Consider the following 20,689-nt stretch of genomic DNA (forward strand, 5'->3'; position numbering starts at 1 on the left):
CGGAGTGCCGCCGGACGGGCTCCACCGGAGCCCGTCCGACCAGAGTCGTCCGTCGGCGTACAGATGACCGTCAGGCCCCGGACGCCACCCGCACCGGATCCGTGCCCTGCGCGCTGTGCCGCGCCGCCCAGCTCTCGAGGGATGTTTGGCACGCGTGGTCCAGATGCCGGAGCTCCGCCAGGTCGAGCTCGATCGGGCGGTCCTGGGGCAGCGCCTCGAGCGCGTCGAGGAGCTTGGGGAGGCACAGGAATGTGGCGTGGCCCGACAGGTGGACGCGGACGGGGCCCGCGCCCTTGTCGACGACCTCCACGTCCACGTGCGGCGTCTCCCAGGCGATCTTTATGACGGCGAGGGCCAGACCGATCAGGACCCCCTCGAACATGTTCACCGAGACGATCGCCACGGCCGTCACGACCAGGACGAAGGCCTCACCGCGGTTCTCGCGCCAGAGCTCGGCCAACTGCCGTACGGGGATCAGCTTGCAGCCCGCGTGCACGAGGACGCCCGCGAGAGCCGCGACCGGGATCAGGCCGAGCGTGGCGGGCAGCAGCGCCGAGAAGAGGAGCAGCCAGAAGCCGTGCAGGACGCGGGACGCCTTCGTCCGCGCGCCCGCCTGTACGTTGGCCGCGCTGCGGACGATGACGGCGGTCATCGGCAGGGCGCCGAGCAGCCCGCACACGGTGTTGCCCGCGCCCTGGGCGATCAGTTCCTTGTCGTACGACGTGCGCGGACCGTCGTGCAGACGGTCCACCGCGGCCGCGCTGAACAGACTCTCCGCCGACGCGATCAGGGCGAACGCGAGGACGGTGCCGATGGCGCCGACGCTCAGGAGCCCCCCGAACGCGGCGGCGTCGGGCATCTGCACCGCCTCGACGAGGCCCCGCACCTCGACGGTGGCCACCGGCAGCGAGAAGAGCAGCGAGGCCCCGGTGGCGAGCGCCACGGCGGCGAGCGGCGCGGGCACCAGGCGGAGCTTCGCGGGGAGCCTGCGCCAGAACACGAGCACGGCGATGGTGCCCACGCCGAGCCCGAAGGCGGTCAGCGCGTGTTCCGATCCGAACATCCCGGTCAGCATCCCCGGCAGCCCGGTGATCTTGCCGAGTCCGCTCGCGGGGGCTTCTCGGTCCGCCATGGAGTACAACTGCCCGGCGATCAGGACGAGTCCGATTCCGGCGAGCATGCCCTCGACGACGGCCACGGAGATGGCGCGGAAGAAGCGGCCGAGCCTGAGGGCGCCCATGGCCAGCTGGAGGATCCCGGCGGCGAGCACGAGGGCGCCGAGCGCCGCGATGCCGTACTCCCGCACGGCTTCGTAGACGAGGACGGTGAGCCCCGCGGCGGGACCACTGACCTGGAGGCTGCTGCCGGGCAGCAGGCCGGTGACGAGACCGCCGACGATGCCGGTGATCAGGCCCAGTTCGGCGGGCACTCCGGAGGCGACGGCCACGCCCAGGCACAGGGGCAGGGCGACGAGGAAGACGACCAGGGAGGCGGTGAAATCGTGCCGCGCACCCTTGGACGCTCTGAACACGGAGCGGGCGCGGTCGAGTACGGAGGCAGGGGAAGGCTGCATGTCGGTGACTCCTGAGCGCCGTGGGGGTGGCGCATCGGCGTGAAGTGGACCGTGTTGGGGTCCGGCCGACGGACGCGTCAGACGGGAGGGCCTGGCGGCATGGCCGTACCGGAGGGGCCGGTCAGCAGCGGAAAACCTGGAGAAGAGCGGGCAGTTCGCGGCCCACAGGTCTCGTTGTGCGGTGGGCGACGGCAACGGGACGCAGCGCGGACGTGCTGTCGTCCGCGGTCGTGAGAGTGCGGGCGTGGAGCTGCGGAGCCGTATCGGGGACGAGGTCGCGGCAGTGCGAGCGGCCGCGGGCCCGGAAGCGCTCGGAGGTCTGTTCCGGGTGGGTGTCGTCCCCGCACTGCGCGTACGGCGCCGCGGCCGGTGGCGTACGGAATGCCGCGCCGGAAGCGGGTTCGTTGATCCCGTGTGCGAAGAACTGGACGATCACCAGAAGCACGGCGACCAGGGCCGCGACGAGCGCCGCGGGCAGCGCCCGCCTGCGTGCTCCGGATCCCGTCACGGTGGAAAAGTCCTCACGTGGCTGCGTAACTCGCATGGTCACCAAGCAACTTAACCCGCCGGATATGTCATTTGGGTGAGCGAGTGGTGACTTGGCGCGATAGCCACCCCTCGATCGGACGTACGTGGCGCGTTTGCACGGGCGGGGCGTGGGGGCCCCGCCCGGTGCGGGCCGGTGGGCCGGTGGGCCGGCGGGTCAGTGCACGTGCGGCCCGCCGGTCAGTTGCGGCTTCCCGCTCGGCACGAGTGCGAAGGTGGCGGCGGCGCTGACCGCGGCCGCGACGGCGCACACCGTGAACGCGTCCGTGAAGCCGCCGCCCGTCCCGCCTTCGATCCCCGATGCGGCGACCGTCGAGACCACGGCGACCCCTATCGAGCCGCCCACTTCGTGGAAGGTGTTGACCACACCGGATGCGATGCCCGCTTCTTCGTGGGTGATGAACCCGAGGGCGGTGGTGGTGGCCGCCACGAACACGGAACCGAGCCCGAGGGCGGCCAGGGACATGCCCGGCGCGACGGTCGTCCACGCGTTGCCGTCCCGCCCTGCGCCGGTGAGCGGACCGGTGCCGAGCGCCGCGAGCGCGAGCCCCACCGCCGCCGTGGGACAGCACCCCGGTCCGCAGGGCGCTGTATCCGCGTACCTCCTGGAGGAACACCGACCCCAGGAAGAACAGGGATATCAGCAACGCCGTGGCGACCAGCATCAGATACGAGCCCACGACCACCGGACGGCGCCGGAGCACGGCCAGGTCGATCAGCGGCGCACGCTGCGCCCGCTCGACGGCGGCGAACGCTCCGTACGCCACCGCCGCCGCGGTCAACGGCACCAGCGTCCTGGCGTCCGACCAGCCCGTGTCGCCCGCCGCGACGAGGCCGTAGATGAGCGAGCCCGTACCGGCGGTGACGAGCAGCGCGCCGTGGCCCGCGCCTGGGTCCACGTCGTGCGCACCGACCAGGAGATGAACGCGCTGCGTCACCTCATGGCCCGGGAGATCCACCGCTTCCCGCCCGGACATGGAAGCGGCGGTCATCCAGCTCTACTCCCTGCTGGTCTTCCCGCATCTGGTCTTCGGCTCGTACGGAACCGACATCAGCGACGACCTGGCGGAGCGTCTGATCGTCGTCGGCGTCGACATGTTCCTGGGGTACTACGCAGCCGCATAGCGACACCGGGTTCGTCGTGAGTACGCCCGTATTGAGCCACCCGAAACCCACCCGAAACCACCCCGCAGCGCCACCCGCCTACACTCCGGCCCATGGCGCGGATCCTGCCCTTCCAGCCCAGGCGGCTTCCCACCGGCGACGAGAGAGGGGGCGCCCTGCGATTCCGTACCGTGCACGGATACCGGCGCGCGTACCGCGTCGCGGGAGAAGGACCGGCGATCCTGCTGATCCACGGCATCGGCGACTCATCGGCGACGTGGTCCCCGCTGATCCCCCAACTGGCCCGCAATCACACGGTCATCGCGCCCGACCTGCTCGGTCACGGTGCGTCCGAGAAGCCGAGAGCGGACTACTCGGTGGCCGCGTACGCCAACGGAGTCCGGGATCTGCTCGGCGTACTCGGTGTCGAGCGGGTCACCCTCGTCGGGCACTCGTTCGGCGGCGGCGTCGCCATGCAGTTCGCCTACCAGTTCCCCGAGCGCGTCGACCGGCTCGTCCTCGTCAGCACGGGAGGCGTCGGTCCGCAGGTCACCCCCGTGCTGCGGGGCGTCTCGCTGCCAGGGGCCGCACTGTTCCTCTCCCTGCTCGGACTGCCGGGCGCCGACCTGCCGGTGCGGGCGGTCGTCGCTCTGCTCCGGCTGCTCGACACCGGCCTGGGACAGGACGCGCCCGAGCTGATGGGCCTGGTCGACTCGCTCCCGGACGTGTGGGCGCGGGCCGCGTTCATCCGCACGCTGCGTTCCGTCGTCGACTGGCGCGGCCAGGTGGTCACCATGCTGGACCGCTGCTACCTCGCGCAGGGCATGCCCACGCTCCTCGTCTGGGGTGACAGGGACGGCGTCCTGCCGGTCGATCACGCGTTCACCGCGCACGAGGCGATGCCCGACAGCCGCCTCGAAATCTTCCCCGGGGCCGGGCACTTCCCTTTCCACGCCGATCCCGTGCGCTTCCTCTCGCTCGTCGAGGAGTTCATCGGGTCGACGGAACCGGCCAATTGGAGCATCGAGCAGTGGTGGCGCCTGCTGAGGGCGGGGCGGCCGGGCGACGACGCGTACGTCGACGAGATGGAGCGGCGGTATCGCGAGGCGAGCGAGCGGAGCGCCACCTGAGGCTCCAGGACGGGCTTCAGGACGGGCTTCAGGGCGGGCTTCAGGGCGCCTGACGCGCCCGCCGTGCGCCGCCTGTCGCGCCCGCCAGGACCTAACGTGCCCGCCAGACCGTCATGTCCGCGCTCAAGAAGCTGAATCCGCCCTTCGGCAGTGCGGTCGACTTCACCAGGACCACGAGCAGGGCGATGTCTCCGGCAGGGTTCTTCACGCAGATCTCGCTGCCGGCCGCCACCGCGGCCAGCGGGAGGTCGTGACTGTCGGCGCCCTTGAGGGCGGTACGGCATGAATCGAGGGTGGCTCCCGGCTTGCCGTACAGCGGGGTGATCAGGCTCTTGTCGCTCTCCAGCGAGCAGCTGTTCCCCTCGCAGACGAAGCGGATGTCCCCCTTGCGGTCCTTGCGGTCGACCGGCTCCTTGAGGCTCACGGAGTTCTTCTCGTCGAACCATTCCTGGGGGTACGCGACGGCTTGCGGCTGCGTGGACCCGGTCGGGGAGGAGCCGGAGGAGCCGGAGGAGTCTGAGGAGGGGAGTGACCCGTCCGCCGCCCGGTCACTCTTGTCACCGGATCCTGAGTTCTCACCGGCCGCCGAGTTCTCACCGTCTCTCGCAGATCCCCCGGACGCCGCTCCGGACGCCGACGAGCGGTCGGGCGTCCGTGAACCGGACTCCGAGGATGTGCCTTTGCGGCGGAGCGTGTCCGTCGCGTCCATCACCGTCCACGTCACACCCGTGAGCAGCAGCACGCCCGCCGTCACGGCGGCCGTGATGAACGCGGTGCGTCTTCGGCGGGCCCGCCGTCTGTCCGGCTCCGAGGGCACCGTCGGCTGTGGTGGCGCGAACAACGGCTGCGTGTACACCGGGGCAGGGTGCACCCGGGTCGGGTGGGGGACCGGAGCCGGAACCCTCACCTCCGGCCCGGTGATCTCCCGCCACACGGCAGGCCCCGCGCCCTCGGCGGCATCCCCGCCGAGGCGCTGCCTGCACCAGTCGACGATCTCCGCCAGGGTTGCCCGCTCCGCCGGATCGGCGGCCAGACAACGGGCGAACAGTGGACGCAACTGCGCGGGCAGCAGGGAGAGATCGGGCTCCGAGTGCACGATCCGGTACAGCACACTGACCGAGGGCCCGTCCCCGTACAACGGCTCGCCCAGTGCCGCGAACGCCGCTGTCTGGCCGAGCGCGAAGACATCGGTGGCCGCCGTGACTGCGCCCGCGGACGCCTGTTCGGGGGCCATGAACTGGGGCGTACCCGCGGCACTGCCCGTAGCGGTGTGCGGAGACGTGGCGCTGGAGGACAGCGAGATGCCGAAGTCGATCACGCGCGGCCCGTCCGCGGCCAGGAGCACGTTCGACGGCTTCAGGTCCCGGTGCACGATTCCCGCGCCGTGGATGGCCTGCAGTGCCTCGGCGACCCCCGCCATCAGCCACAGCACCGCCGGTACCGGCAGCGGCCCGCTCCGGGCTACGGCCTGCGACAGGGAGGGCCCGGGCACGTACAGCGTGGCAAGCCAGGGCGGTACGCCGTCCGCGTCGGCGTCGATCAGTTCGGCCGTGTAGGCGCCCCTGACCCGCTGGGCCGCCCTTATCTCCCTGCTGAACCGCCGCCGGAAGGCCGGATCGTCGGCCAGCTCCGGCCGCACCACCTTGATCGCGACCGGTCGGCCGCCCTGTGTGTGCGACAGATAGACCCGGCCCATGCCTCCCGCGCCGATCCGGGCGGCGAGGCGGTATCCGGCCACCGTGGACGGATCGTCCGCCCGCAACGGCTGGAACACCTCAGTCGCGTCGTTCATCGGCCCTTGTCCCCCTGCTCCCTGATCCCCTGCTCCCCCTGAGCAGCAGCAGCCTAAAGGGTGACCGGTGAACTGTTACTCCTCCGCGAGGACCCGCTGCGCCACCGCGAAGGCCGAATTGGCCGCGGGGACACCGCAGTAGACCGCCGTCTGGAGCAGCACAGCGCCGATCTCCTCCGGCGTGAGCCCATTGCGGCGGGCCGCCCGGACGTGCATGGCGAGCTCGTCGTAGTGCCCGTGCGCGACCAGGGCGGTCATGGTGATCATGCTGCGTTCGCGGTGCGCGAGGGTCGGGTCGGTCCAGATCTCGCCCCAGGCATAGCGGGAGATGAAGTCCTGGAAGCGGGCCGTGAAGGGTGTGGTGTTCCCCTGCGCGCGGTCCACGTGTGCGTCGCCCAGGACCGCTCGCCGCACGGCCATCCCGCTCGCGTCCGCACCCGTCAAGTGCGTGCGCAGCGCGGCGACCACGGCCTCCGGGCGCTCCGCCGGCGCGAGATGCGAGGCGCCCGCCAGCTCCGTGAGGGAGGCGCCCGGCACCGCGTCGGCGATCTCGCGGGCGTGGGCGGGCGGCGTCGCCGGATCCTCGCGGCCCGCGACGACGAGCGTGGGCGTGGTGATCGTCGCGAGCGACTCCCTGATGTCGTACGCCGCCAGTGCGTCGCAGCACGCGGCGTACGCCTCGGGGTCGGTGTTCCGGTGGTCGTCCACCAGGGCGGGGACCGTGAACCCGGGGGTGAACCAGCGGTCCGGCGCGCTCTTCGCGAGAGCGGCGAGGCCTTCGCGGCGCACGAGCGCGGCACGCTCCTCCCAGCGGGCGCTGCCGCCGAAGTGCGCGGACGAGCAGATCACGGCGAGGCTCTCCACCTGCTCCGGGTGGTGCGCGGCCAGGTGCAGGCCGACGGCGCCACCGAGGGAGACGCCCGCGTACGCGAAGCGGTCGATGCCGAGCGATTCGGCGAGCGCGAGGACGAGTGCGGCCAGGTCGGCGACGGTCGCTCCCGGGCCGATCAGGTCGGCCGGGGACTTGCCGTGACCGGGCAGGTCCCAGCGTACGACCCGGTGGGTGGTGGAGAGTTCGGGCGCCACGGCGTCCCACAGGGCGGTGGAGGTGCCGACGGAGGAGCCGAGGAGGAGAGGGGGCGCGGTCGGCGCGCCCTCGGTGGTGTGGTGCGGGAGTTCGCCGGTCATCGTCGCTCCAGGGCTCGGTCCGTGAGGGGTCCGGCTGAGCCGGTGTAACGGGTGGGATCGGTCAGTTCGGTGAGGTCGACCGAGGAAAGATCGGGCTCTTCGGCAAGGATCTCCGCGAGGGGCCTGCCCTCGTCCCGGGTGCGCAGGGCCGCCGACGTGAGGAGCTCCTTCGCACGGGCCCGGCCCAGGAGGGGTGTCAGCTCCGCAGTGAGACGTTCGGAGACGATCAACCCGTGGGTGAGGCCGAGGTGTTCACGCATCGCCGCCGGGTGGACCCGGAGGTTCTCGGTGAGCTCCGCCGCGTGGAGGCTCGCGCCGCCGACTGTGCGCAGGAGGTCGCGCAGGGCCTCCCACTCCGCGTGCCAGGCGCCTGCCGGGCGTTCGTCCTCGGCGGCCATCGACGCGTGGAGCGTCGCCGCGAGGGCGGGGGCGCGGCGGGCCGCGGCCGCGACGAGGGTGGAGCGTACGGGGTTCGCCTTGTGGGGCATCGCGGATGAGCCGCCGCCTGCTCCTTCGGAGAGTTCGGCGAGCTCTGTCCGGCTGAGGGTGAGGATGTCAGTGGCCGCCTTGCCAAGGGCCCCTGCGGTGAAGGCGAGGGCCGCGGCGAGGTCGGCGACGGGGGTGCGGAGGGTGTGCCACGGGAGGACGGGTTCGGCAAGACGGAGTTGGCGGGCGAAGGCCGAGACGAGTTGCTCCCCGTGGCCGCCTGCCGCTGAGAACGCCTCCGCGGGGAGTACCTCTGCCGAGGCAGCCTCCGTCGAGGACGGTTCCCCCGGGAGCGCCTCCGTCGAGGACGGTCCTCCCGGGAACGCCTCTGCCGAGGACGCTTCCCCCGAAGGTGCCATCGCCGAGGACGGTCCTCCCGGGAGCGCCTCTGCCGAGGACGCTTCTCCCGGGAGTGCCCCCACCGAGGACGCTCCCCCCGAAGGTGCCTTCGTCGACAACTCCCCATCCGCGAACGCCCCCGTCGGCTTCGCGCCACTCGCGTACGCCCCGAACGCGGCCAACGTGCCTGCTGCACCGCCAAGTTGAGCAGGAAGCGACTCGCGCACCGGCCGCACCCTGTCCCGCGCGTCGAGCACCAGCGAGCGCCAGCCCGCCGCCTTGAGGCCGAACGTCGTCGGGACCGCGTGCTGCGTCAGGGTGCGGCCCGGCATCACCGTGTCCCGGTGCTGCGACGCGAGGCGGGCGAGTGCTGTCTCCGTGCGGGTCAGGTCCACCAGGATCAGGTCCAGCGTGCGCCGCGCGACCAGCATCATCGCTGTGTCCATGATGTCCTGGCTCGTGGCGCCCCGATGGACGTACGGCGCCGCATCCGCGGGCACCGCCGCCGTCAGGTCCGCGACCAGCGGGATCACCGGATTGCCGCCGGTCCGCGCGCGGAGCGCGATGTCGCGTACATCGAAGCGGTCGGCGTCGGCCGCGGCGGAGACGGCCTTCGCCGCCTCTGCCGGGGCCATACCCACCGTCGCCTGAGCCCGCGTCAGCGCCGCCTCCGCGTCAAGCATCGCCTGCAGGAAGGCGGTGTCGCCGGTCGCGGCCTCGGCGGGGGAGCCCGCTCGCCCGGGGGCGAGCAGGCCGACGTCCGTACCTTCAAGACTCACTGGAACTCCAGGAACACCGTTTCGCCCTCGCCCTGAAGGCGGATGTCGAAACGGTACGTGCGGTGCGCCTCGGGGCGGGTGACCAGCGTCGCGCGCCGCGCCGGGTCGAGGGAGCCGAGGAGCGCGTCGCCCGGCTCGTCGACCAGGTAGGCGCGCGTGTACAGGTGGTGGAGCAGACCGCGCGCGAAGACGGCGACCGAGACGTACGAGACGCCGCCCGGCGGGAGCGTACGGACCGACCAGTGGCCGTCCGCATCGGTCGGGACACGGCCGAACCCGGTGAACGCGACACCGTCACGGCCGATGACCTCGCCCGTGACCGGGTCGTGCCGCAGTGAGCCCGGCGCTCCCGTGCGGGAGCCGTCGGGCGCGGGCTGCCAGGTCTCGATGAGGGCGTCGGGGACGGGGTTTCCCGCGCCGTCGTACACGTACCCGTGCAGGGTGATCGTGTCCGGGTGCCCTGCAGGTGCGACGTCGCCGCCGCGCGGGAAGGGCAGCGCGTAGCCGTAGAAGGGGCCGACGGTCTGGGAGGGAGTGGGAGCGTACGACATCAGTGCTTGTCGCCTTCCTCGAAGAGCGTCGCGGACGGGCCGTCGAGGACGATGTCCCAGCGGTAGCCGAGCGACCACTCGGCGGCGGAGAGACCGTGGTCGTAGGCGGAGACCAGACGCGCCCGCGCCGACTCGTCGGTGACCGAGCGCAGGACCGGGTCGTAGGCGAACAACGGGTCGCCCGGGAAGTACATCTGTGTCACCAGGCGCTGGGTGAACGCGGTGCCGAAGAGCGAGAAGTGGATGTGCGCGGGACGCCACGCGTTGACGTGGTTGCGCCACGGGTACGCGCCCGGCTTGATCGTCGTGAAGGAGTACGTTCCCTCGTCGTCGGTCAGGCAGCGGCCGAACCCCGTGAAGTTCGGGTCGAGCGGCGCCGGGTGCTGGTCGAGCTGGTGGGCGTACCGGCCCGACGCGTTGGCCTGCCACAGCTCGACCAACTGGCCGCGTACGGGGCGCCCTTCGCGGTCAAGTACGCGGCCGGACACGGTGATCCGCTCGCCGAGCGGCTCGCCCAGATGCTGGCGCGTCAGGTCGCGGTCGAGCGCCGTGATGTCGGTGACGCCGAACGCGGGGCCGCTCAGTTCCACTGCCTCCGGGTCGTGCAGCGGGATCAGCGGCTGCTTGGGGTGGCGGAAGTGGCTGCTGCGGTACGGGGGATAGTCGCGCGGCGGGTGATCGGCAGGCACGGTCGCGGCCTGCGCCTTGGCGACCTCCGTGTCTATCTCCTGCTGGCTGAGCCCGTCGGGCAGGGGTTCGGTGAGGGTCATGTCTCTCGGCTCCGTGAGTACGGCGTGAGTGCAGCGTGGTGCTGGGTTCCTTCGGGGATACGGACCTTGGCCGCCGTCTTGGCGACGATCTCGTCCGGGGTGACGCCGGGCGCCAACTCGACCAGCTCCAGGCCGGATTCGGTGATGTCGAGGACGCCGAGGTCGGTGATGATCCGGTCCACGCAGGTCCGGCCGGTCAGCGGCAGCGCGCACTCCTCAAGGATCTTGGGGGAGCCGTCCTTGGCGGTGTGCGTCATCGCCACGATCACCGTGCGCGCCCCGTGCACCAGGTCCATCGCCCCGCCGATCCCCGTGATCATCTTGCCCGGGATCGCCCAGTTGGCCAGGTCCCCGCGCGCGGAGACCTGCATCGCGCCGAGCACAGCGACATCGATGTGGCCGCCGCGGATCATCCCGAAGGACAGCGCGGAGTCGAAGTAGGAGGCGCCCGGGCGGACGGTGACCGTCTCCTTGCCCGCGTTGATCAGATCCGGGTCCACCTCGGCGTCCGTGGGATAAGGCCCTACGCCGAGGATGCCGTTCTCGGACTCCAGGACCACCTCGACGCCCTCGGGGAGGTAGTTGGGGATCAGGGTGGGCAGTCCGATGCCCAGGTTCACGTACTGGCCGTCGCGCAACTCGCGTGCGGCGCGGGCGGCCATCTGCTCACGGGTCCAGGCCATCAGCCGCTCACTGCTCCTTGTGCCGTGGGCGCGGGTGCGGAGACCGTACGTCGTTCGATGCCCTTGTCCACCGCCTGCTCCGGGGTCAGCTCGAGGACCCGCTGGACGTAGATCCCCGGCAGGTGCACGGCGTCGGGGTCGATCTCGCCCGGCTCCACCAGCTCCTCCACCTCGGCGATCGTGACCCGCCCGGCCATCGCGGCCAGGGGGTTGAAGTTGCGGGTGGACTTGTTGAAGACGAGGTTCCCGTGCCGGTCGCCCTTGGCGGCCCGCACCAGCGCGAAGTCGGTACGGATGCCGCGCTCCATGACGTACTCCTCGCCGTCGAACTCGCGCACCTCCTTGGCCGGTGAGGCGAGCGCCACCCCGCCCGAGCCGTCGTAGCGCCACGGCAGCCCGCCGTCGGCGACCTGCGTGCCCACCCCGGCCGGTGTGTAGAACGCGGGGATCCCGCACCCTCCGGCCCGCAGCCGCTCGGCGAGCGTGCCCTGCGGGATCATCTCCACCTCCAGCTCACCGCCCAGGTACTGGCGGGCGAACTCCTTGTTGGCGCCGATGTACGACCCGGTCACCCGAGCGATCCGGCCCGCCGAGAGCAGTACCGCGAGGCCCGACTCCATCGCCCCGCAGTTGTTGGACACCACCCGCAGGCCCGAGACCCCGGCCTCGTACAGCCCCGCGATCAGCACGCCGGGCACACCGCTCAGCCCGAACCCGCCCACCGCGAGGGACGCACCGTCGCCCACATCGGCCACCGCGTCGGCGGCCGAGGCCACCACCTTGTCCATCCGTCGAGCCCCATCTCTTCCAGGCCTTCGATGCCCCACGCATTAATCAGGGCACTGACTATTTCTACGAGGTTGAACTTACGCTGCCATTCGTTCCGTAGGCCGTCAAGGGCGAGTACTGTTCAGTGCACCTACGAAAAACCCCGGTACAAGACAGCCGTACAAGGCAGTGGAGGAACTCATGGCCGCGGTGGATCTGACCACCCACCCCGGGCACCTGGCCCGGCGTCTGCAGCAGGCGCACTATCTGCTGTGGAACACGATGGTCTCCGAGGAGATCACCTCGCCGCAGTTCGCCGTCCTGAACGCGCTCGTCGCCGAGCCGGGCCTCGATCAGCGCACCGTCGGCGAGCGGGTCGGCCTCGACCGGTCCACCATCGCGGAGGTCATCAGCCGCCTGATGCGCCGTGAGCTGCTCGACAAGGTGCGCGACCCGCAGGACGGCCGCCGGTATCTGCTGCACCTGACGGACGAGGGCAAGCGCACGCACCGCAAGCTGACCGTGCGGACGGCCCGGATGAACCAGGTCTTCCTCGGGCCGCTCTCCGCGGACGAGCAGAGCCTCTTCTTCGACCTGATCCAGCGGGTCTCGGACGCGGCGGAGGGCCTGCGCAATCCCGCGGAACCCTTCGCCGCGACCAACGGCCGGCCCGCGGGCAGGCCCTGAGTCACGCCTTCGCGAACACCACCCACACCTGCCCCTTCGCGAACGGCAGCTGCTCGCCGTCGTCCGCCGTCGTGAACTCCGTGCCGTCCTGCGGAGATGTCCGCTCCCAGCGCGCCTCGTAGGCCCGGCCGTCCCGCAGGACCCGCGCCTCGCCCGAGCCGACGGTCTCGGTGAACGGCGTGATGTTGCCCGAGCGGTCGTGGAAGCGGGACTCGCGCACCTTCACGTACTGCACGACGACCGTCGACGCCCCCAGCGTCTTGCCGTCGGCCGTGCGGGCCTGCGCGCCGTCCATGGAGACCAGCCAGCGCTTCCGCTCGGCCGACCAGTCGAAGGTGAACCGTGCCGCGGGGAAACGGACCGTGGCCGCACGTTCCGGAGTGCCGCCCTTCGGACGCGCGCCGAAGGTGAAGCCCGTGCTCTGAAGGCCTCCCGTGCCCGCGTCGGCGTCCAGCGCTTCCGGGCGTACGAAGAGGTTGTGCGGGGCCACCTTGCCGCCGCCACGGAAGTAGGCGTCGCCCGGCGCCTTGCCGGGTGACAGCGGGAGCAGGGGAGCCGCCGAGATCAGCGGGAGGAGCTTCGACTGCGCCCCGGAGAACGCGAGAGCCGGATCGTCGAACTGCCTCAGCAGCTCCAGATCCGTCTCCCGCGCGCTGCGCACCGGGCCGACGACAGGCGGCGGCTTGCCCGCGTACACCGCCATCAGGCGGCTCAGCCCCGCCTCGACCTGCTCCGCGTACACGACGTCCGCCGCGTCCAGACCCGTCTGCGGGCGCGCCGGGCCTACGTTGTCGATCTTCACGGCGAGTACGCGCCCGTCGCCGGAGGGCGCCTTCCCGTTGCCTCCGCTGGTGTCGCTGAGGGTGCAGCCGGGCGCAAGGCCCAAGGTGGCGACGGCCGCCACCGCCGCCACCGTCGTGCGTCGTGTCCATCTCCGCGTTCGCATACGAGCTCCCTACCCCGTACGCCCCTGCCCTCCCGCCCCTCAGCCAAGATCAGCTCGGATCGGCCCGGATCAGCCCAGATCCAGGGCGTTGCGCAGACCGAGCCGGTAGCGGGTGCGGTCGTGGCGCTTGAGGAGTTCGACCGCGGGGGCGCGGAACAAGGAGGTCACCGTGCACGGTGCGGCATCCGAACCGACCCTCTCCAGAAGGGCGTTCACCGCCTGGCGCGCCGAAGTGTTCGCCCCTTCCATCGTCGCGAGGTCGATCGGCACGGCCACGTAGTCGCCCGCCAGATAGAGGTTGGGGATCTTCGTGGCGGCCGAAGGGCGGTTGTGGAAGGTGCCGACCGGGTGGATGAGCAGCTCGTCCTCGTTGGTCGGGTTCGGCGTCCCGATGCCGTCCACGCCCGGGTCCAGGAACCACGAGTGCAGCTTGCCGTCGCTCAGGACGGCCTTGCCGGTGTCGTTGAGCGCGGCCTTGAGCTGCGCCCACACCTCCTTGGCGACCTCGTCGCGCGTGCACTGCTTGGCCGTCTTGCCGTAGAGGATCCCCGGCTTGTCCCACTCGGAGATGTCCACGGAGAGGCACTCGACCGCGACGCCGTCTCCGTAGTCCGCGGGGAAGTCGCGCTCAGGCCAGTGGCCCGCCTGCGCGATGCCGGTGAGCGACCAGGGCGAATCGATGCAGTTGAAGTGGCCCTTCACCACGGGTGGGCGCTCCGTCAGATAGAACTGGATGCCTGTCATCCAGTCGGTCTCCAGCTTGTCGCAGCGCGCCAACTGCGGGTCCGCTCCCTTGAGTTCCGCGCTCCACGTCTTGCGCGCGTGCTCCACCGGCATGGCCTGGATGTAGTGATCGGCGGTGACGTCGCGGCGTACGCCGTCGGGGTCCTCGATGACGGCCTTCGTGATGCGGCCGTCCGCGAAGCCCAGCTGCCGTACGTTCCAGCCGATTCGGAACTCCACGCCGAGCGACTTCAGATGGGTCACCCACGGGTCGATCCACGCCTCGTTCGTCGGCGCGTTCAGGAGCCGGTCGGGCGGGCCGTCCGCGCCCTGGCCGAGCAGGTTGAAGACGAAGGCCTCGCCGAGCGTGCCGACGGTGCGGGTGCTCGCCACCTCCGCCTTGGTGGCGACGATGTTGCGGGTGACGCCGATGGCGAGGATGCGCTGATAGTCCTTCGACATCTGGGCGGCGCGCACGAACTCCCACCAGGGCGTCGACTCCCAGGTGTTGTCGCGGCGTTCGTCGCAGCTGGTGAGGAAGACCAGGGCGCGGTTCACGAAGTACGCGACCTCGTGCGCGGGCAGGTTGAACGCGGTGTCGAGGAGCGCGGTGAGCGCGCGTGCGATGTCGTCCAGAGTGAGTTTCTCCGGTTCGCTGCCCGGCCAGGGGATCGGCATCCGGATGTCTTCGCGCCCGGTGCGCGCGAACGACATCTCGCGTGGTGCGGCGAGGTTGTCCCAGACGCCGTTCGCGTTTCCGGGGAAGGGGATGCGGCGCATCGTGTCGGGGAGGTTGTGGTAGATCCCCGGGATGAAGCGGAACCCGTGCTCGCCGGGCAGCGGCCTGCGGTTGCCCTTCGCGCTGTTCGGTACGTCCATGCTGCGGGCCTTGCCGCCAAGGGCCCTGCGTTCGTAGACCGTGACGGCGAAACCGCGCTCGGCCAGCTCATGGGCGGCGGTCAGACCGGCGACGCCGCCGCCGAGCACGGCCACGGAGTGCTTCGCCGGGTCCGCCCGCGGGGCACGGTCGCCGGCCGCCGCGGGCAGCGCCCCCGCCCCGAGCGCCGCCGCGCCGCCCGCCGCGACCGCCCCCGCGACGAACGTCCGTCTCGTGCTGCCCGCAGCTCCCGAGTACCCCATGAACCAGCCCCCTTACCGTAAGTAACACCCGTATCGGCCGCTGGAGCTTACGGTCGCCGCCGATGACGTGGAAGCGGCGCGAGGTTGTGGGCCCGTACATTGGCGTGAATGTGCTGCGGCGAGGGACGACTCCAGTCCAGCATCGCCACGTCGGCCGAACGCCCCCTGCCGGGGCCGTTCTTCGGCACCCCGGCCGGTCTCTCGCCCTGGCGATTGACGCCGGGCTCAGCCGGCTCGGCGAGGGCGTCATCGACGGACCCCGTGCAGATCAAGAGGTCCACCCGGTGCTCGCGCTGACCCCGCTGCGCACCCTCTGGTTCGGTATCGGCGAGTCGATGAAACCCATCACCATCGCGCTCGGCGTGTTCGTGCCCGTTTACATCCACAGCCACAACGGGCTGCGGACGATGGACGCCGCTGGGCCGAACTCGCCGAGACGGTAGGGCTTTCGCGGGTCGGGTTCCTGCGTCATGTTCGCCCTCCCGGGCGCACGGCCGGGCCTCCTGCTCGGCATGCGGTTTGCGGTCATCGCGGCGCGGCTCTCGCTCGTGGTCGAGCAGGTCTACGCCAGAACGGTATCGGATACCGGGATTCATTCGCAGTGCATGGGGCTTCAGCCCGGTGGTGAAGCGAATCTGATGCTCGCGACGCGAAGCGTCGCGGATTCTTCCCCGGCGGAGCCGGACGTGACCGGAGAGTGGAGCTTCGCCAAAGGGGTCTACCGAAGCCGGGCCCGGGCACTGCGGCAGCTGGATCATCGATCAAATGTTCCCTGGTGACGAGGGGTGTGGGTGGTGCCTAGTGTGATCGTCATGCAGCTCCGGTACGCCTTCCGCCTGTACCCGAACGTCCCCCAACGCGCCGCGCTGGCAAGGGCATTCGGCTGCGCCCGCGTCGTGTTCAACGACGCGGTGCGCGCTCGCGAGGACGCCCGGACAGCGGGTGCGGCATTCCCGACGGCCGGCGAGTTGTCAAAGAAGCTGATCACCCAGGCGAAGCGGACCGCGGAGCGGTCCTGGCTGGGTGAGGTCTCTGCCGTGGTGCTCCAGCAGTCCCTGCGGGATGCCGAGGCCGCCTACCGCAACTTCTTCGCCTCCCTGGCAGGCACCCGCAAGGGCCCCAGTACCGGCCCGCCCCACTTCAAGTCGCGTAGGGACGTCCGGCAGTCGATCCGGTTCACCGCCAATGCCCGCTGGTCGCTCACCGACGGCGGGCGGCTGAGCCTGCCGAAGATCGGGGCGGTGAAGGTGAAGTGGTCCCGCGCCCTGCCTTCCACCCCCTCCTCGGTCACCGTGGTCAAGGACGCGGCCGGACGGTACTTTGCCTCCTTCGTCATCGACACCGACCCGCATGCCGATGCCACCGCGATGACCGCCAGTGACCAGGCCGTCGGCATCGACCTGGGGCTGACCCACTTCGCGGTCCTGTCCGACGGCCGCAAGATCGACTCCCCGCGGTTCCTGCGCCGCGCGGAGAAGAAGCTGAAAAAGGCCCAGCGAGAGCTGTCCCGCAAACAGAAGGGATCGAAGAACCGGGAGAAGGCACGTCTGAAAGTCGCCCGCGCCCACGTCAAGGTGGCCGACGCCCGCCACGAGTTCCACCACCAGCTCTCCACCCAGCTGATCCGCGAGAACCAAGCGATCGGCGTGGAGGACCTGGCGGTCAGTGGACTGGCGCGCACCCGGCTGGCCAAGAGCGTGCACGACGCCGGATGGTCCTCGTTCGTGCACATGCTGGGGTACAAGGCGACCCGGTACGGGCGCACCCTGGTGAAGATCGGCCGGTTCGAGCCGACCTCCCAGACCTGCTCCGCCTGCGGCCGCCGGGACGGGCCCAAACCCCTCCACGTCCGTACCTGGACCTGCACTGCCTGCGGCACCGTCCACGACCGGGACACCAACGCCGCCATCAACGTCAAACAGGCCGCCGGACTGGCGGTCACAGCCTGTGGAGCGCAGGTAAGACCGGGACCAGTCCCGGCACAGCGCAGCGAAACAGGAAGCCAAGGATTCCCGCTCGAACCTTGTGCCGCGTAGCGGCACGGCAGCGAACGAGAAGGCCAGAATCCTCAGGGTTCACCCCGAGGAGCAAGTCAAATGATGGAGCTCGCCCGCACCGCGCACCTACGGTCAGACCGACATCATCATCGTCGGCCTCGTGTACGGCCTCCTCTCGGACGCACTCGTCCGGCTCGCGGAGAGGAAGGCCCTGTCGTGGCGACGCACACTCGCGGGCTGACGGACGTCGGCGTGACCGTCCCCGCCCGGCCCGGACAGCCAGTACGCCGCGTGACCCTCCAGTGCTCGGCTCGCTAGCGCAGCACGTCCGCCAGGTCGTACCGGACCGGCTCCTCCAGCTGGGCGAACGTACAGCTGTCAGGGGTACGGTCCGGTCGCCAGGTGCGGAAGCGCGCCGTGTGCCTGAAGCGCTGCCCGCCCTCCATGTGGTCGTACGCCACCTCGCAGACGCGCTCGGGGCGCAGCGGCACCCAGGACAGGTCCTTCTTGCCCGACCAGCGGCTCGGTGCGCCCGGCATCCGGGACGTCTCGTGCGCGGCCTCGTCCGCCCAGGCCGCCCAGGGATGGCCCTCCGCCGACTCCATCCGCAGCGGTTCGAGCTCCTCCACCAGCTCCGCCCGCCGCCGCATCGAGAACGCGGCGCAGACCCCGACGTGCTGCAGGGTGCCCCCGTCGTCGTACAGGCCCAGGAGGAGCGAGCCGACGATGGGACCGCTCTTGTGGAAGCGGTAGCCCGCGACCACGCAGTCCGCCGTGCGCTCGTGCTTGATCTTGAACATCAGCCGTTCGTTCTGCCGGTAGCGCAGGTCGAGCGGCTTGGCGATGACCCCGTCGAGACCCGCGCCCTCGTACTGCTCGAACCACTTCCCGGCCAGCTCCGGGTCCATGGTGGCGGGCGCGAGGTGGACGGGGGCGCTCACGCCCTCCAGGGCCTCGGTCAGCCGCGTGCGCCGGTCGGTGAGGGCCGTGTCGAGGAGGGCCTCGTCGCCAAGTGCCAGCAGGTCGAAGGCCACGAAGGAGGCCGGGGTCCGCTCGGCGAGCGTCCGCACCCGGGAGGCGGCGGGGTGGATGCGCTCCGTGAGGGCGTCGAAGTCGAGATGGCCGCCCCGGGCGATCACGATCTCGCCGTCGAGGACGCAGCGGGCGGGCAGGCGGTCGAGCAGCGCCTCGGCCAGCTCCGGGAAGTACCTGGTCAGCGGCTTGCCCGTACGGCTGCCGATCTCCAGATCCGCACCGTCGCGGAAGACGATCGCGCGGAAGCCGTCCCACTTGGCCTCGTACTGCATGCCCGGCGGGATCCTCGCCACGGGTTTGGCGAGCATGGGCTTGACGGGGGGCATCACCGGCAGATCCATGGTCCGATTCTGTGCCCATACGTTACTTCTCGCCAAATATGCGGCTTATCTCCGTTGCGCCTAGCGTGGCCGCATGGGTGGTAAAGCGGTCGAGCTCGACGCGGGCGGGCGGCCCGTGCGGCTCTCCAGTCCGGACAAAGTCGTCTTTCCGGAGCGGGGCTTCACCAAGCTGGACGTCGCCCGGTACTTCCTCGCGGTCGGCGACGGGATCGTACGCGCCCTGCGGGATCGCCCCACGACGCTGCAGCGCTTCCCGGACGGGGTCACCGGCGAGTTCTTCTACCAGAAGCGCGTCCCCAAGAACCTCCCCGACTGGATCCACACGGCCACCATCGCCTTCCCCAGCGGCCGCACGGCCGAGGAGATGTGCCCCACGGAGATCGCCGCGGTCATCTGGGCCGCCCAGTTCAACACGCTGACCTTCCACCCCTGGCCGGTACGGCGCGAGGACACCGACCACCCCGACGAACTCCGCATCGACCTGGACCCGCAGCCCGGCACGGACTACGCGGACGCGGTGCGCGCCGCGCACGAACTCCGCGCCGTTCTGGACGAGTTCGGCCTCCAGGGCTGGCCCAAGACATCCGGCGGACGCGGCCTGCACGTCTTCGTGCCGATCGAACCGCGGTGGGACTTCACCGGGGTGCGGCGGGCCGCGATCGCCTGCGGACGCGAGCTGGAGCGGCGGATGCCGGACGCCGTCACGACCGCGTGGTGGAAGGAGGAGCGCGGCGAGCGGATCTTCGTCGACTACAACCAGACAGCCCGCGACCGCACCATCGCCTCCGCCTACTCGGTCCGGCCCCGGCCGAACGCCCCCGTGTCGGCGCCGCTGCGCTGGGACGAGGTCGACGACGCGGTACCGGAGGACTTCGACATCGGCACGATGCCGGAGCGGTTCACCCAGGTCGGCGATGTGCACGCGGACATGGAGAAACACGCCTTCTCCCTGGACACACTCCTCGAACTCGCCGCACGGGACGAGCGGGACCACGGCATGGGCGACCTGCCCTACCCGCCCGAGTACCCGAAGATGCCGGGCGAGCCGAAGCGGGTGCAGCCGAGCCGGGCCAGGCACGAGGAGTAGTACACCGTGTGGATGCTCGTCGGCTCATAGGCTCCCGGTGTGAGCGACAACCAGGTGAAACTGCCCGAGCCCGCGGAGCTGAAGAGGCTCGCCGCATCCCGTCCTGATCAACTGCGGGAAATCGCCGCCGAGTTGGTCAAGGGGTGGCGGCTTGTGGAGCTCGAGCTGCTCTTCGCCGAGCTGCCTCGGAGCGCCGATGACCCGGAGGCCGAGCTGCGGGCCTGCTTGCTGGGTGAAATGGCGCTGATGGGGGTCTCCTGGCACGGGCGGCCGGGGCTGGAGGCGTACGCGGCACGGCTGCGGGATCTGGGGCACCCCCTGGCCTGGCCGCCAGGGGAGCGGCTCGACCTTGAGCACCGCTTCGGGGTGCGGGTCCGGGGCGCGGGCTCGGTGAAGTCGGCCGGGCAGTTGCGGACGCGCTTCCCGGAGATCCCGGCCACAAAGGAGGGGGCGGCGGCCGGTCGCACGGCACAAGAGGAGCGGGACGCGGACCGTGCCCGGGAGGCCGCGGGAGCGTTCACCGCCGGGGACTGGGCGCGCGAACCCGAGGTGCGGTTCTTCACGCTGCCGGAACCGTTGGCCGACGACGACTTCGGCATGGCTTTCCTTCAAGGCCTGCCGCTGGACTGCCTGGCCGGGGAAATGGGGCGGGGCGGGGCCCTGGCTTGTCTGACGGGGGCTGACGACGTGGCCAACGAGCTGTACGCGGCGTCGTTCGACGGAGGCGTCAGCGGGCGTCCCCAGTACGGGGCCTACGCCCGTCTCTACGCCTGGCGCGGACTTTACGCGCTGCTCGGCCTGCCCGCGGGAACGCCGTTCCTCGACGCGGCGCGGTACGCGACCGACTGCCGGTGGTTGCGCTTCATGGCGTTCACACGCTGGTTCCACCACGACACGGCCGACGTGGGGTTCGCGGTGCTCGACCCGTCCCGGACGCGGGTGGCGGTTCTGGCGGCCACCGACACCGACGACTGAAACTGACAATCGCGCAACTGGCAACGGCGCCCTCACCCCGGACGGGGTG

The 20,689-nt window shown here is 71.0% G+C and carries 22 protein-coding genes and 1 pseudogene; 10 read left to right on the forward strand and 13 right to left on the reverse strand.

The features are described 5' to 3' along the window. Window positions 1-70: 70 nt before the first annotated feature. The 3 genes from ACFQ7F_RS29340 to ACFQ7F_RS29350 form a co-directional block, all read right to left on the reverse strand. Entirely contained in the window at window positions 71-1,573 is a 1,503-nt protein-coding gene (locus ACFQ7F_RS29340) for a SulP family inorganic anion transporter (RefSeq protein ID WP_383276457.1), read from the reverse strand. A gap of 121 nt (window positions 1,574-1,694) precedes the next feature. Then, complete coding sequence (locus ACFQ7F_RS29345) at window positions 1,695-2,081, reverse strand: hypothetical protein (RefSeq protein ID WP_383276460.1); 387 nt, start codon at window positions 2,079-2,081, stop codon at window positions 1,695-1,697. A 195-nt stretch (window positions 2,082-2,276) separates the two neighbouring features. After that, window positions 2,277-2,672 (reverse strand): hypothetical protein, encoded by a 396-nt coding sequence (locus ACFQ7F_RS29350; protein ID WP_383276463.1) that lies wholly within the window; start codon window positions 2,670-2,672, stop codon window positions 2,277-2,279. 98 nt (window positions 2,673-2,770) lie between these two features. On the opposite strand from ACFQ7F_RS29350, the gene ACFQ7F_RS29355 reads away from it, so the two are divergent. The 3 genes from ACFQ7F_RS29355 (at window position 2,771) to ACFQ7F_RS29365 (ending at window position 4,353) form a co-directional block, all read left to right on the forward strand. Further along, a complete protein-coding gene (locus tag ACFQ7F_RS29355; RefSeq protein ID WP_383276466.1) occupies window positions 2,771-2,959 on the forward strand; it encodes a hypothetical protein in 189 nt (62 codons plus the stop codon). Window positions 2,960-3,094: 135 nt separating this feature from the next. Continuing rightward, complete coding sequence (locus tag ACFQ7F_RS29360) at window positions 3,095-3,244, forward strand: hypothetical protein (RefSeq protein ID WP_383276469.1); 150 nt, start codon at window positions 3,095-3,097, stop codon at window positions 3,242-3,244. A gap of 92 nt (window positions 3,245-3,336) precedes the next feature. Beyond that, window positions 3,337-4,353, forward strand: coding sequence for an alpha/beta fold hydrolase (locus ACFQ7F_RS29365; RefSeq protein ID WP_383276472.1), 1,017 nt, complete (start codon window positions 3,337-3,339; stop codon window positions 4,351-4,353). Between the two features lie 91 nt (window positions 4,354-4,444). Here ACFQ7F_RS29365 and ACFQ7F_RS29370 read toward each other — a convergent pair whose 3' ends face one another. From ACFQ7F_RS29370 to ACFQ7F_RS29400, 7 genes are all read right to left on the reverse strand, one after another. Then, window positions 4,445-6,145 carry a serine/threonine-protein kinase gene (locus ACFQ7F_RS29370; protein WP_383276475.1) on the reverse strand — a complete coding sequence of 567 codons (1,701 nt, stop codon included), beginning with the start codon at window positions 6,143-6,145 and terminating at the stop codon, window positions 4,445-4,447. A 75-nt stretch (window positions 6,146-6,220) separates the two neighbouring features. After that, window positions 6,221-7,333 carry a 3-oxoadipate enol-lactonase gene (pcaD, locus tag ACFQ7F_RS29375; protein WP_383276478.1) on the reverse strand — a complete coding sequence of 371 codons (1,113 nt, stop codon included), beginning with the start codon at window positions 7,331-7,333 and terminating at the stop codon, window positions 6,221-6,223. Further along, window positions 7,330-8,937 (reverse strand): lyase family protein, encoded by a 1,608-nt coding sequence (locus tag ACFQ7F_RS29380; protein ID WP_383276481.1) that lies wholly within the window; start codon window positions 8,935-8,937, stop codon window positions 7,330-7,332. Before ACFQ7F_RS29380 ends, pcaD begins: the two co-directional genes overlap by 4 nt. After that, window positions 8,934-9,488, reverse strand: coding sequence for a protocatechuate 3,4-dioxygenase subunit alpha (gene pcaG, locus ACFQ7F_RS29385; RefSeq protein ID WP_383276484.1), 555 nt, complete (start codon window positions 9,486-9,488; stop codon window positions 8,934-8,936). Before pcaG ends, ACFQ7F_RS29380 begins: the two co-directional genes overlap by 4 nt. Next, window positions 9,488-10,258 (reverse strand): protocatechuate 3,4-dioxygenase subunit beta, encoded by a 771-nt coding sequence (pcaH, locus tag ACFQ7F_RS29390; RefSeq protein WP_383276487.1) that lies wholly within the window; start codon window positions 10,256-10,258, stop codon window positions 9,488-9,490. The genes pcaG and pcaH overlap by 1 nt, the downstream gene beginning before the upstream one ends. Further along, window positions 10,255-10,941 carry a CoA transferase subunit B gene (locus tag ACFQ7F_RS29395; RefSeq protein WP_383276490.1) on the reverse strand — a complete coding sequence of 229 codons (687 nt, stop codon included), beginning with the start codon at window positions 10,939-10,941 and terminating at the stop codon, window positions 10,255-10,257. The genes pcaH and ACFQ7F_RS29395 overlap by 4 nt, the downstream gene beginning before the upstream one ends. Beyond that, the gene (locus ACFQ7F_RS29400; RefSeq protein ID WP_383276493.1) at window positions 10,941-11,729 is read right to left on the reverse strand and encodes a CoA transferase subunit A; all 789 of its coding nucleotides are present in this window, start codon (window positions 11,727-11,729) and stop codon (window positions 10,941-10,943) included. The genes ACFQ7F_RS29395 and ACFQ7F_RS29400 overlap by 1 nt, the downstream gene beginning before the upstream one ends. Window positions 11,730-11,910: 181 nt before the next feature. Here ACFQ7F_RS29400 and ACFQ7F_RS29405 point away from each other — a divergent pair, with 181 nt between their 5' ends. Beyond that, on the forward strand, window positions 11,911-12,396 hold the full coding sequence (locus ACFQ7F_RS29405; RefSeq protein WP_383276496.1) for a MarR family winged helix-turn-helix transcriptional regulator: 486 nt from the start codon (window positions 11,911-11,913) through the stop codon (window positions 12,394-12,396). A 1-nt stretch (window position 12,397) separates the two neighbouring features. On the opposite strand, the gene ACFQ7F_RS29410 is transcribed toward ACFQ7F_RS29405, so the two are convergent. After that, complete coding sequence (locus tag ACFQ7F_RS29410; protein WP_383276499.1) at window positions 12,398-13,342, reverse strand: DUF3048 domain-containing protein; 945 nt, start codon at window positions 13,340-13,342, stop codon at window positions 12,398-12,400. A gap of 69 nt (window positions 13,343-13,411) precedes the next feature. Next, entirely contained in the window at window positions 13,412-15,205 is a 1,794-nt protein-coding gene (locus tag ACFQ7F_RS29415) for an FAD-dependent oxidoreductase (protein WP_383276502.1), read from the reverse strand. Between the two features lie 62 nt (window positions 15,206-15,267). Between ACFQ7F_RS29415 and ACFQ7F_RS29420 the strand changes: the two genes are divergently transcribed. The 4 genes and pseudogenes from ACFQ7F_RS29420 to ACFQ7F_RS29435 all read left to right on the forward strand — a co-directional run. Next, window positions 15,268-15,648: a hypothetical protein gene (locus ACFQ7F_RS29420; protein ID WP_383276504.1), complete on the forward strand. Its 381-nt coding sequence runs from the start codon at window positions 15,268-15,270 to the stop codon at window positions 15,646-15,648. A 27-nt stretch (window positions 15,649-15,675) separates the two neighbouring features. Beyond that, on the forward strand, window positions 15,676-15,984 hold the full coding sequence (locus tag ACFQ7F_RS29425) for a hypothetical protein (protein WP_383276507.1): 309 nt from the start codon (window positions 15,676-15,678) through the stop codon (window positions 15,982-15,984). A 33-nt stretch (window positions 15,985-16,017) separates the two neighbouring features. After that, complete coding sequence (locus tag ACFQ7F_RS29430) at window positions 16,018-17,241, forward strand: RNA-guided endonuclease InsQ/TnpB family protein (RefSeq protein WP_383276510.1); 1,224 nt, start codon at window positions 16,018-16,020, stop codon at window positions 17,239-17,241. Between the two features lie 82 nt (window positions 17,242-17,323). Further along, window positions 17,324-17,443: pseudogene (locus ACFQ7F_RS29435) on the forward strand (ABC transporter permease); the annotation flags it as partial. 73 nt (window positions 17,444-17,516) lie between these two features. Here the strand turns inward: ACFQ7F_RS29435 and ACFQ7F_RS29440 are convergent. Further along, window positions 17,517-18,578 carry an ATP-dependent DNA ligase gene (locus ACFQ7F_RS29440; RefSeq protein ID WP_383276513.1) on the reverse strand — a complete coding sequence of 354 codons (1,062 nt, stop codon included), beginning with the start codon at window positions 18,576-18,578 and terminating at the stop codon, window positions 17,517-17,519. A gap of 73 nt (window positions 18,579-18,651) precedes the next feature. Between ACFQ7F_RS29440 and ligD the strand changes: the two genes are divergently transcribed. Further along, on the forward strand, window positions 18,652-19,665 hold the full coding sequence (gene ligD / locus ACFQ7F_RS29445) for a non-homologous end-joining DNA ligase (protein WP_383276516.1): 1,014 nt from the start codon (window positions 18,652-18,654) through the stop codon (window positions 19,663-19,665). A gap of 39 nt (window positions 19,666-19,704) precedes the next feature. Further along, a complete protein-coding gene (locus ACFQ7F_RS29450; RefSeq protein WP_383276519.1) occupies window positions 19,705-20,640 on the forward strand; it encodes a DUF6183 family protein in 936 nt (311 codons plus the stop codon). Window positions 20,641-20,689: the final 49 nt, after the last annotated feature.

The organism is Streptomyces sp. NPDC056486 (genome assembly GCF_042795295.1).
Lineage (GTDB): Bacteria > Actinomycetota > Actinomycetes > Streptomycetales > Streptomycetaceae > Streptomyces.

Coding starts and splice junctions, on each gene's coding strand:
- ACFQ7F_RS29340 (WP_383276457.1), bottom strand. CDS start 1,573: ATGCAGCCTTCCCCTGCCTCCGTACTCGACCGCGCCCGCTCCGTGTTC.
- ACFQ7F_RS29360 (WP_383276469.1), top strand. CDS start 3,095: ATGGAAGCGGCGGTCATCCAGCTCTACTCCCTGCTGGTCTTCCCGCAT.
- ACFQ7F_RS29365 (WP_383276472.1), top strand. CDS start 3,337: ATGGCGCGGATCCTGCCCTTCCAGCCCAGGCGGCTTCCCACCGGCGAC.
- ACFQ7F_RS29370 (WP_383276475.1), bottom strand. CDS start 6,145: ATGAACGACGCGACTGAGGTGTTCCAGCCGTTGCGGGCGGACGATCCG.
- pcaD (WP_383276478.1), bottom strand. CDS start 7,333: ATGACCGGCGAACTCCCGCACCACACCACCGAGGGCGCGCCGACCGCG.
- pcaG (WP_383276484.1), bottom strand. CDS start 9,488: ATGTCGTACGCTCCCACTCCCTCCCAGACCGTCGGCCCCTTCTACGGC.
- pcaH (WP_383276487.1), bottom strand. CDS start 10,258: ATGACCCTCACCGAACCCCTGCCCGACGGGCTCAGCCAGCAGGAGATA.
- ACFQ7F_RS29395 (WP_383276490.1), bottom strand. CDS start 10,941: ATGGCCTGGACCCGTGAGCAGATGGCCGCCCGCGCCGCACGCGAGTTG.
- ACFQ7F_RS29400 (WP_383276493.1), bottom strand. CDS start 11,729: ATGGACAAGGTGGTGGCCTCGGCCGCCGACGCGGTGGCCGATGTGGGC.
- ACFQ7F_RS29405 (WP_383276496.1), top strand. CDS start 11,911: ATGGCCGCGGTGGATCTGACCACCCACCCCGGGCACCTGGCCCGGCGT.
- ACFQ7F_RS29410 (WP_383276499.1), bottom strand. CDS start 13,342: ATGCGAACGCGGAGATGGACACGACGCACGACGGTGGCGGCGGTGGCG.
- ACFQ7F_RS29415 (WP_383276502.1), bottom strand. CDS start 15,205: ATGGGGTACTCGGGAGCTGCGGGCAGCACGAGACGGACGTTCGTCGCG.
- ACFQ7F_RS29420 (WP_383276504.1), top strand. CDS start 15,268: ATGACGTGGAAGCGGCGCGAGGTTGTGGGCCCGTACATTGGCGTGAAT.
- ACFQ7F_RS29425 (WP_383276507.1), top strand. CDS start 15,676: ATGTTCGCCCTCCCGGGCGCACGGCCGGGCCTCCTGCTCGGCATGCGG.
- ACFQ7F_RS29430 (WP_383276510.1), top strand. CDS start 16,018: ATGCAGCTCCGGTACGCCTTCCGCCTGTACCCGAACGTCCCCCAACGC.
- ACFQ7F_RS29440 (WP_383276513.1), bottom strand. CDS start 18,578: ATGGATCTGCCGGTGATGCCCCCCGTCAAGCCCATGCTCGCCAAACCC.
- ligD (WP_383276516.1), top strand. CDS start 18,652: ATGGGTGGTAAAGCGGTCGAGCTCGACGCGGGCGGGCGGCCCGTGCGG.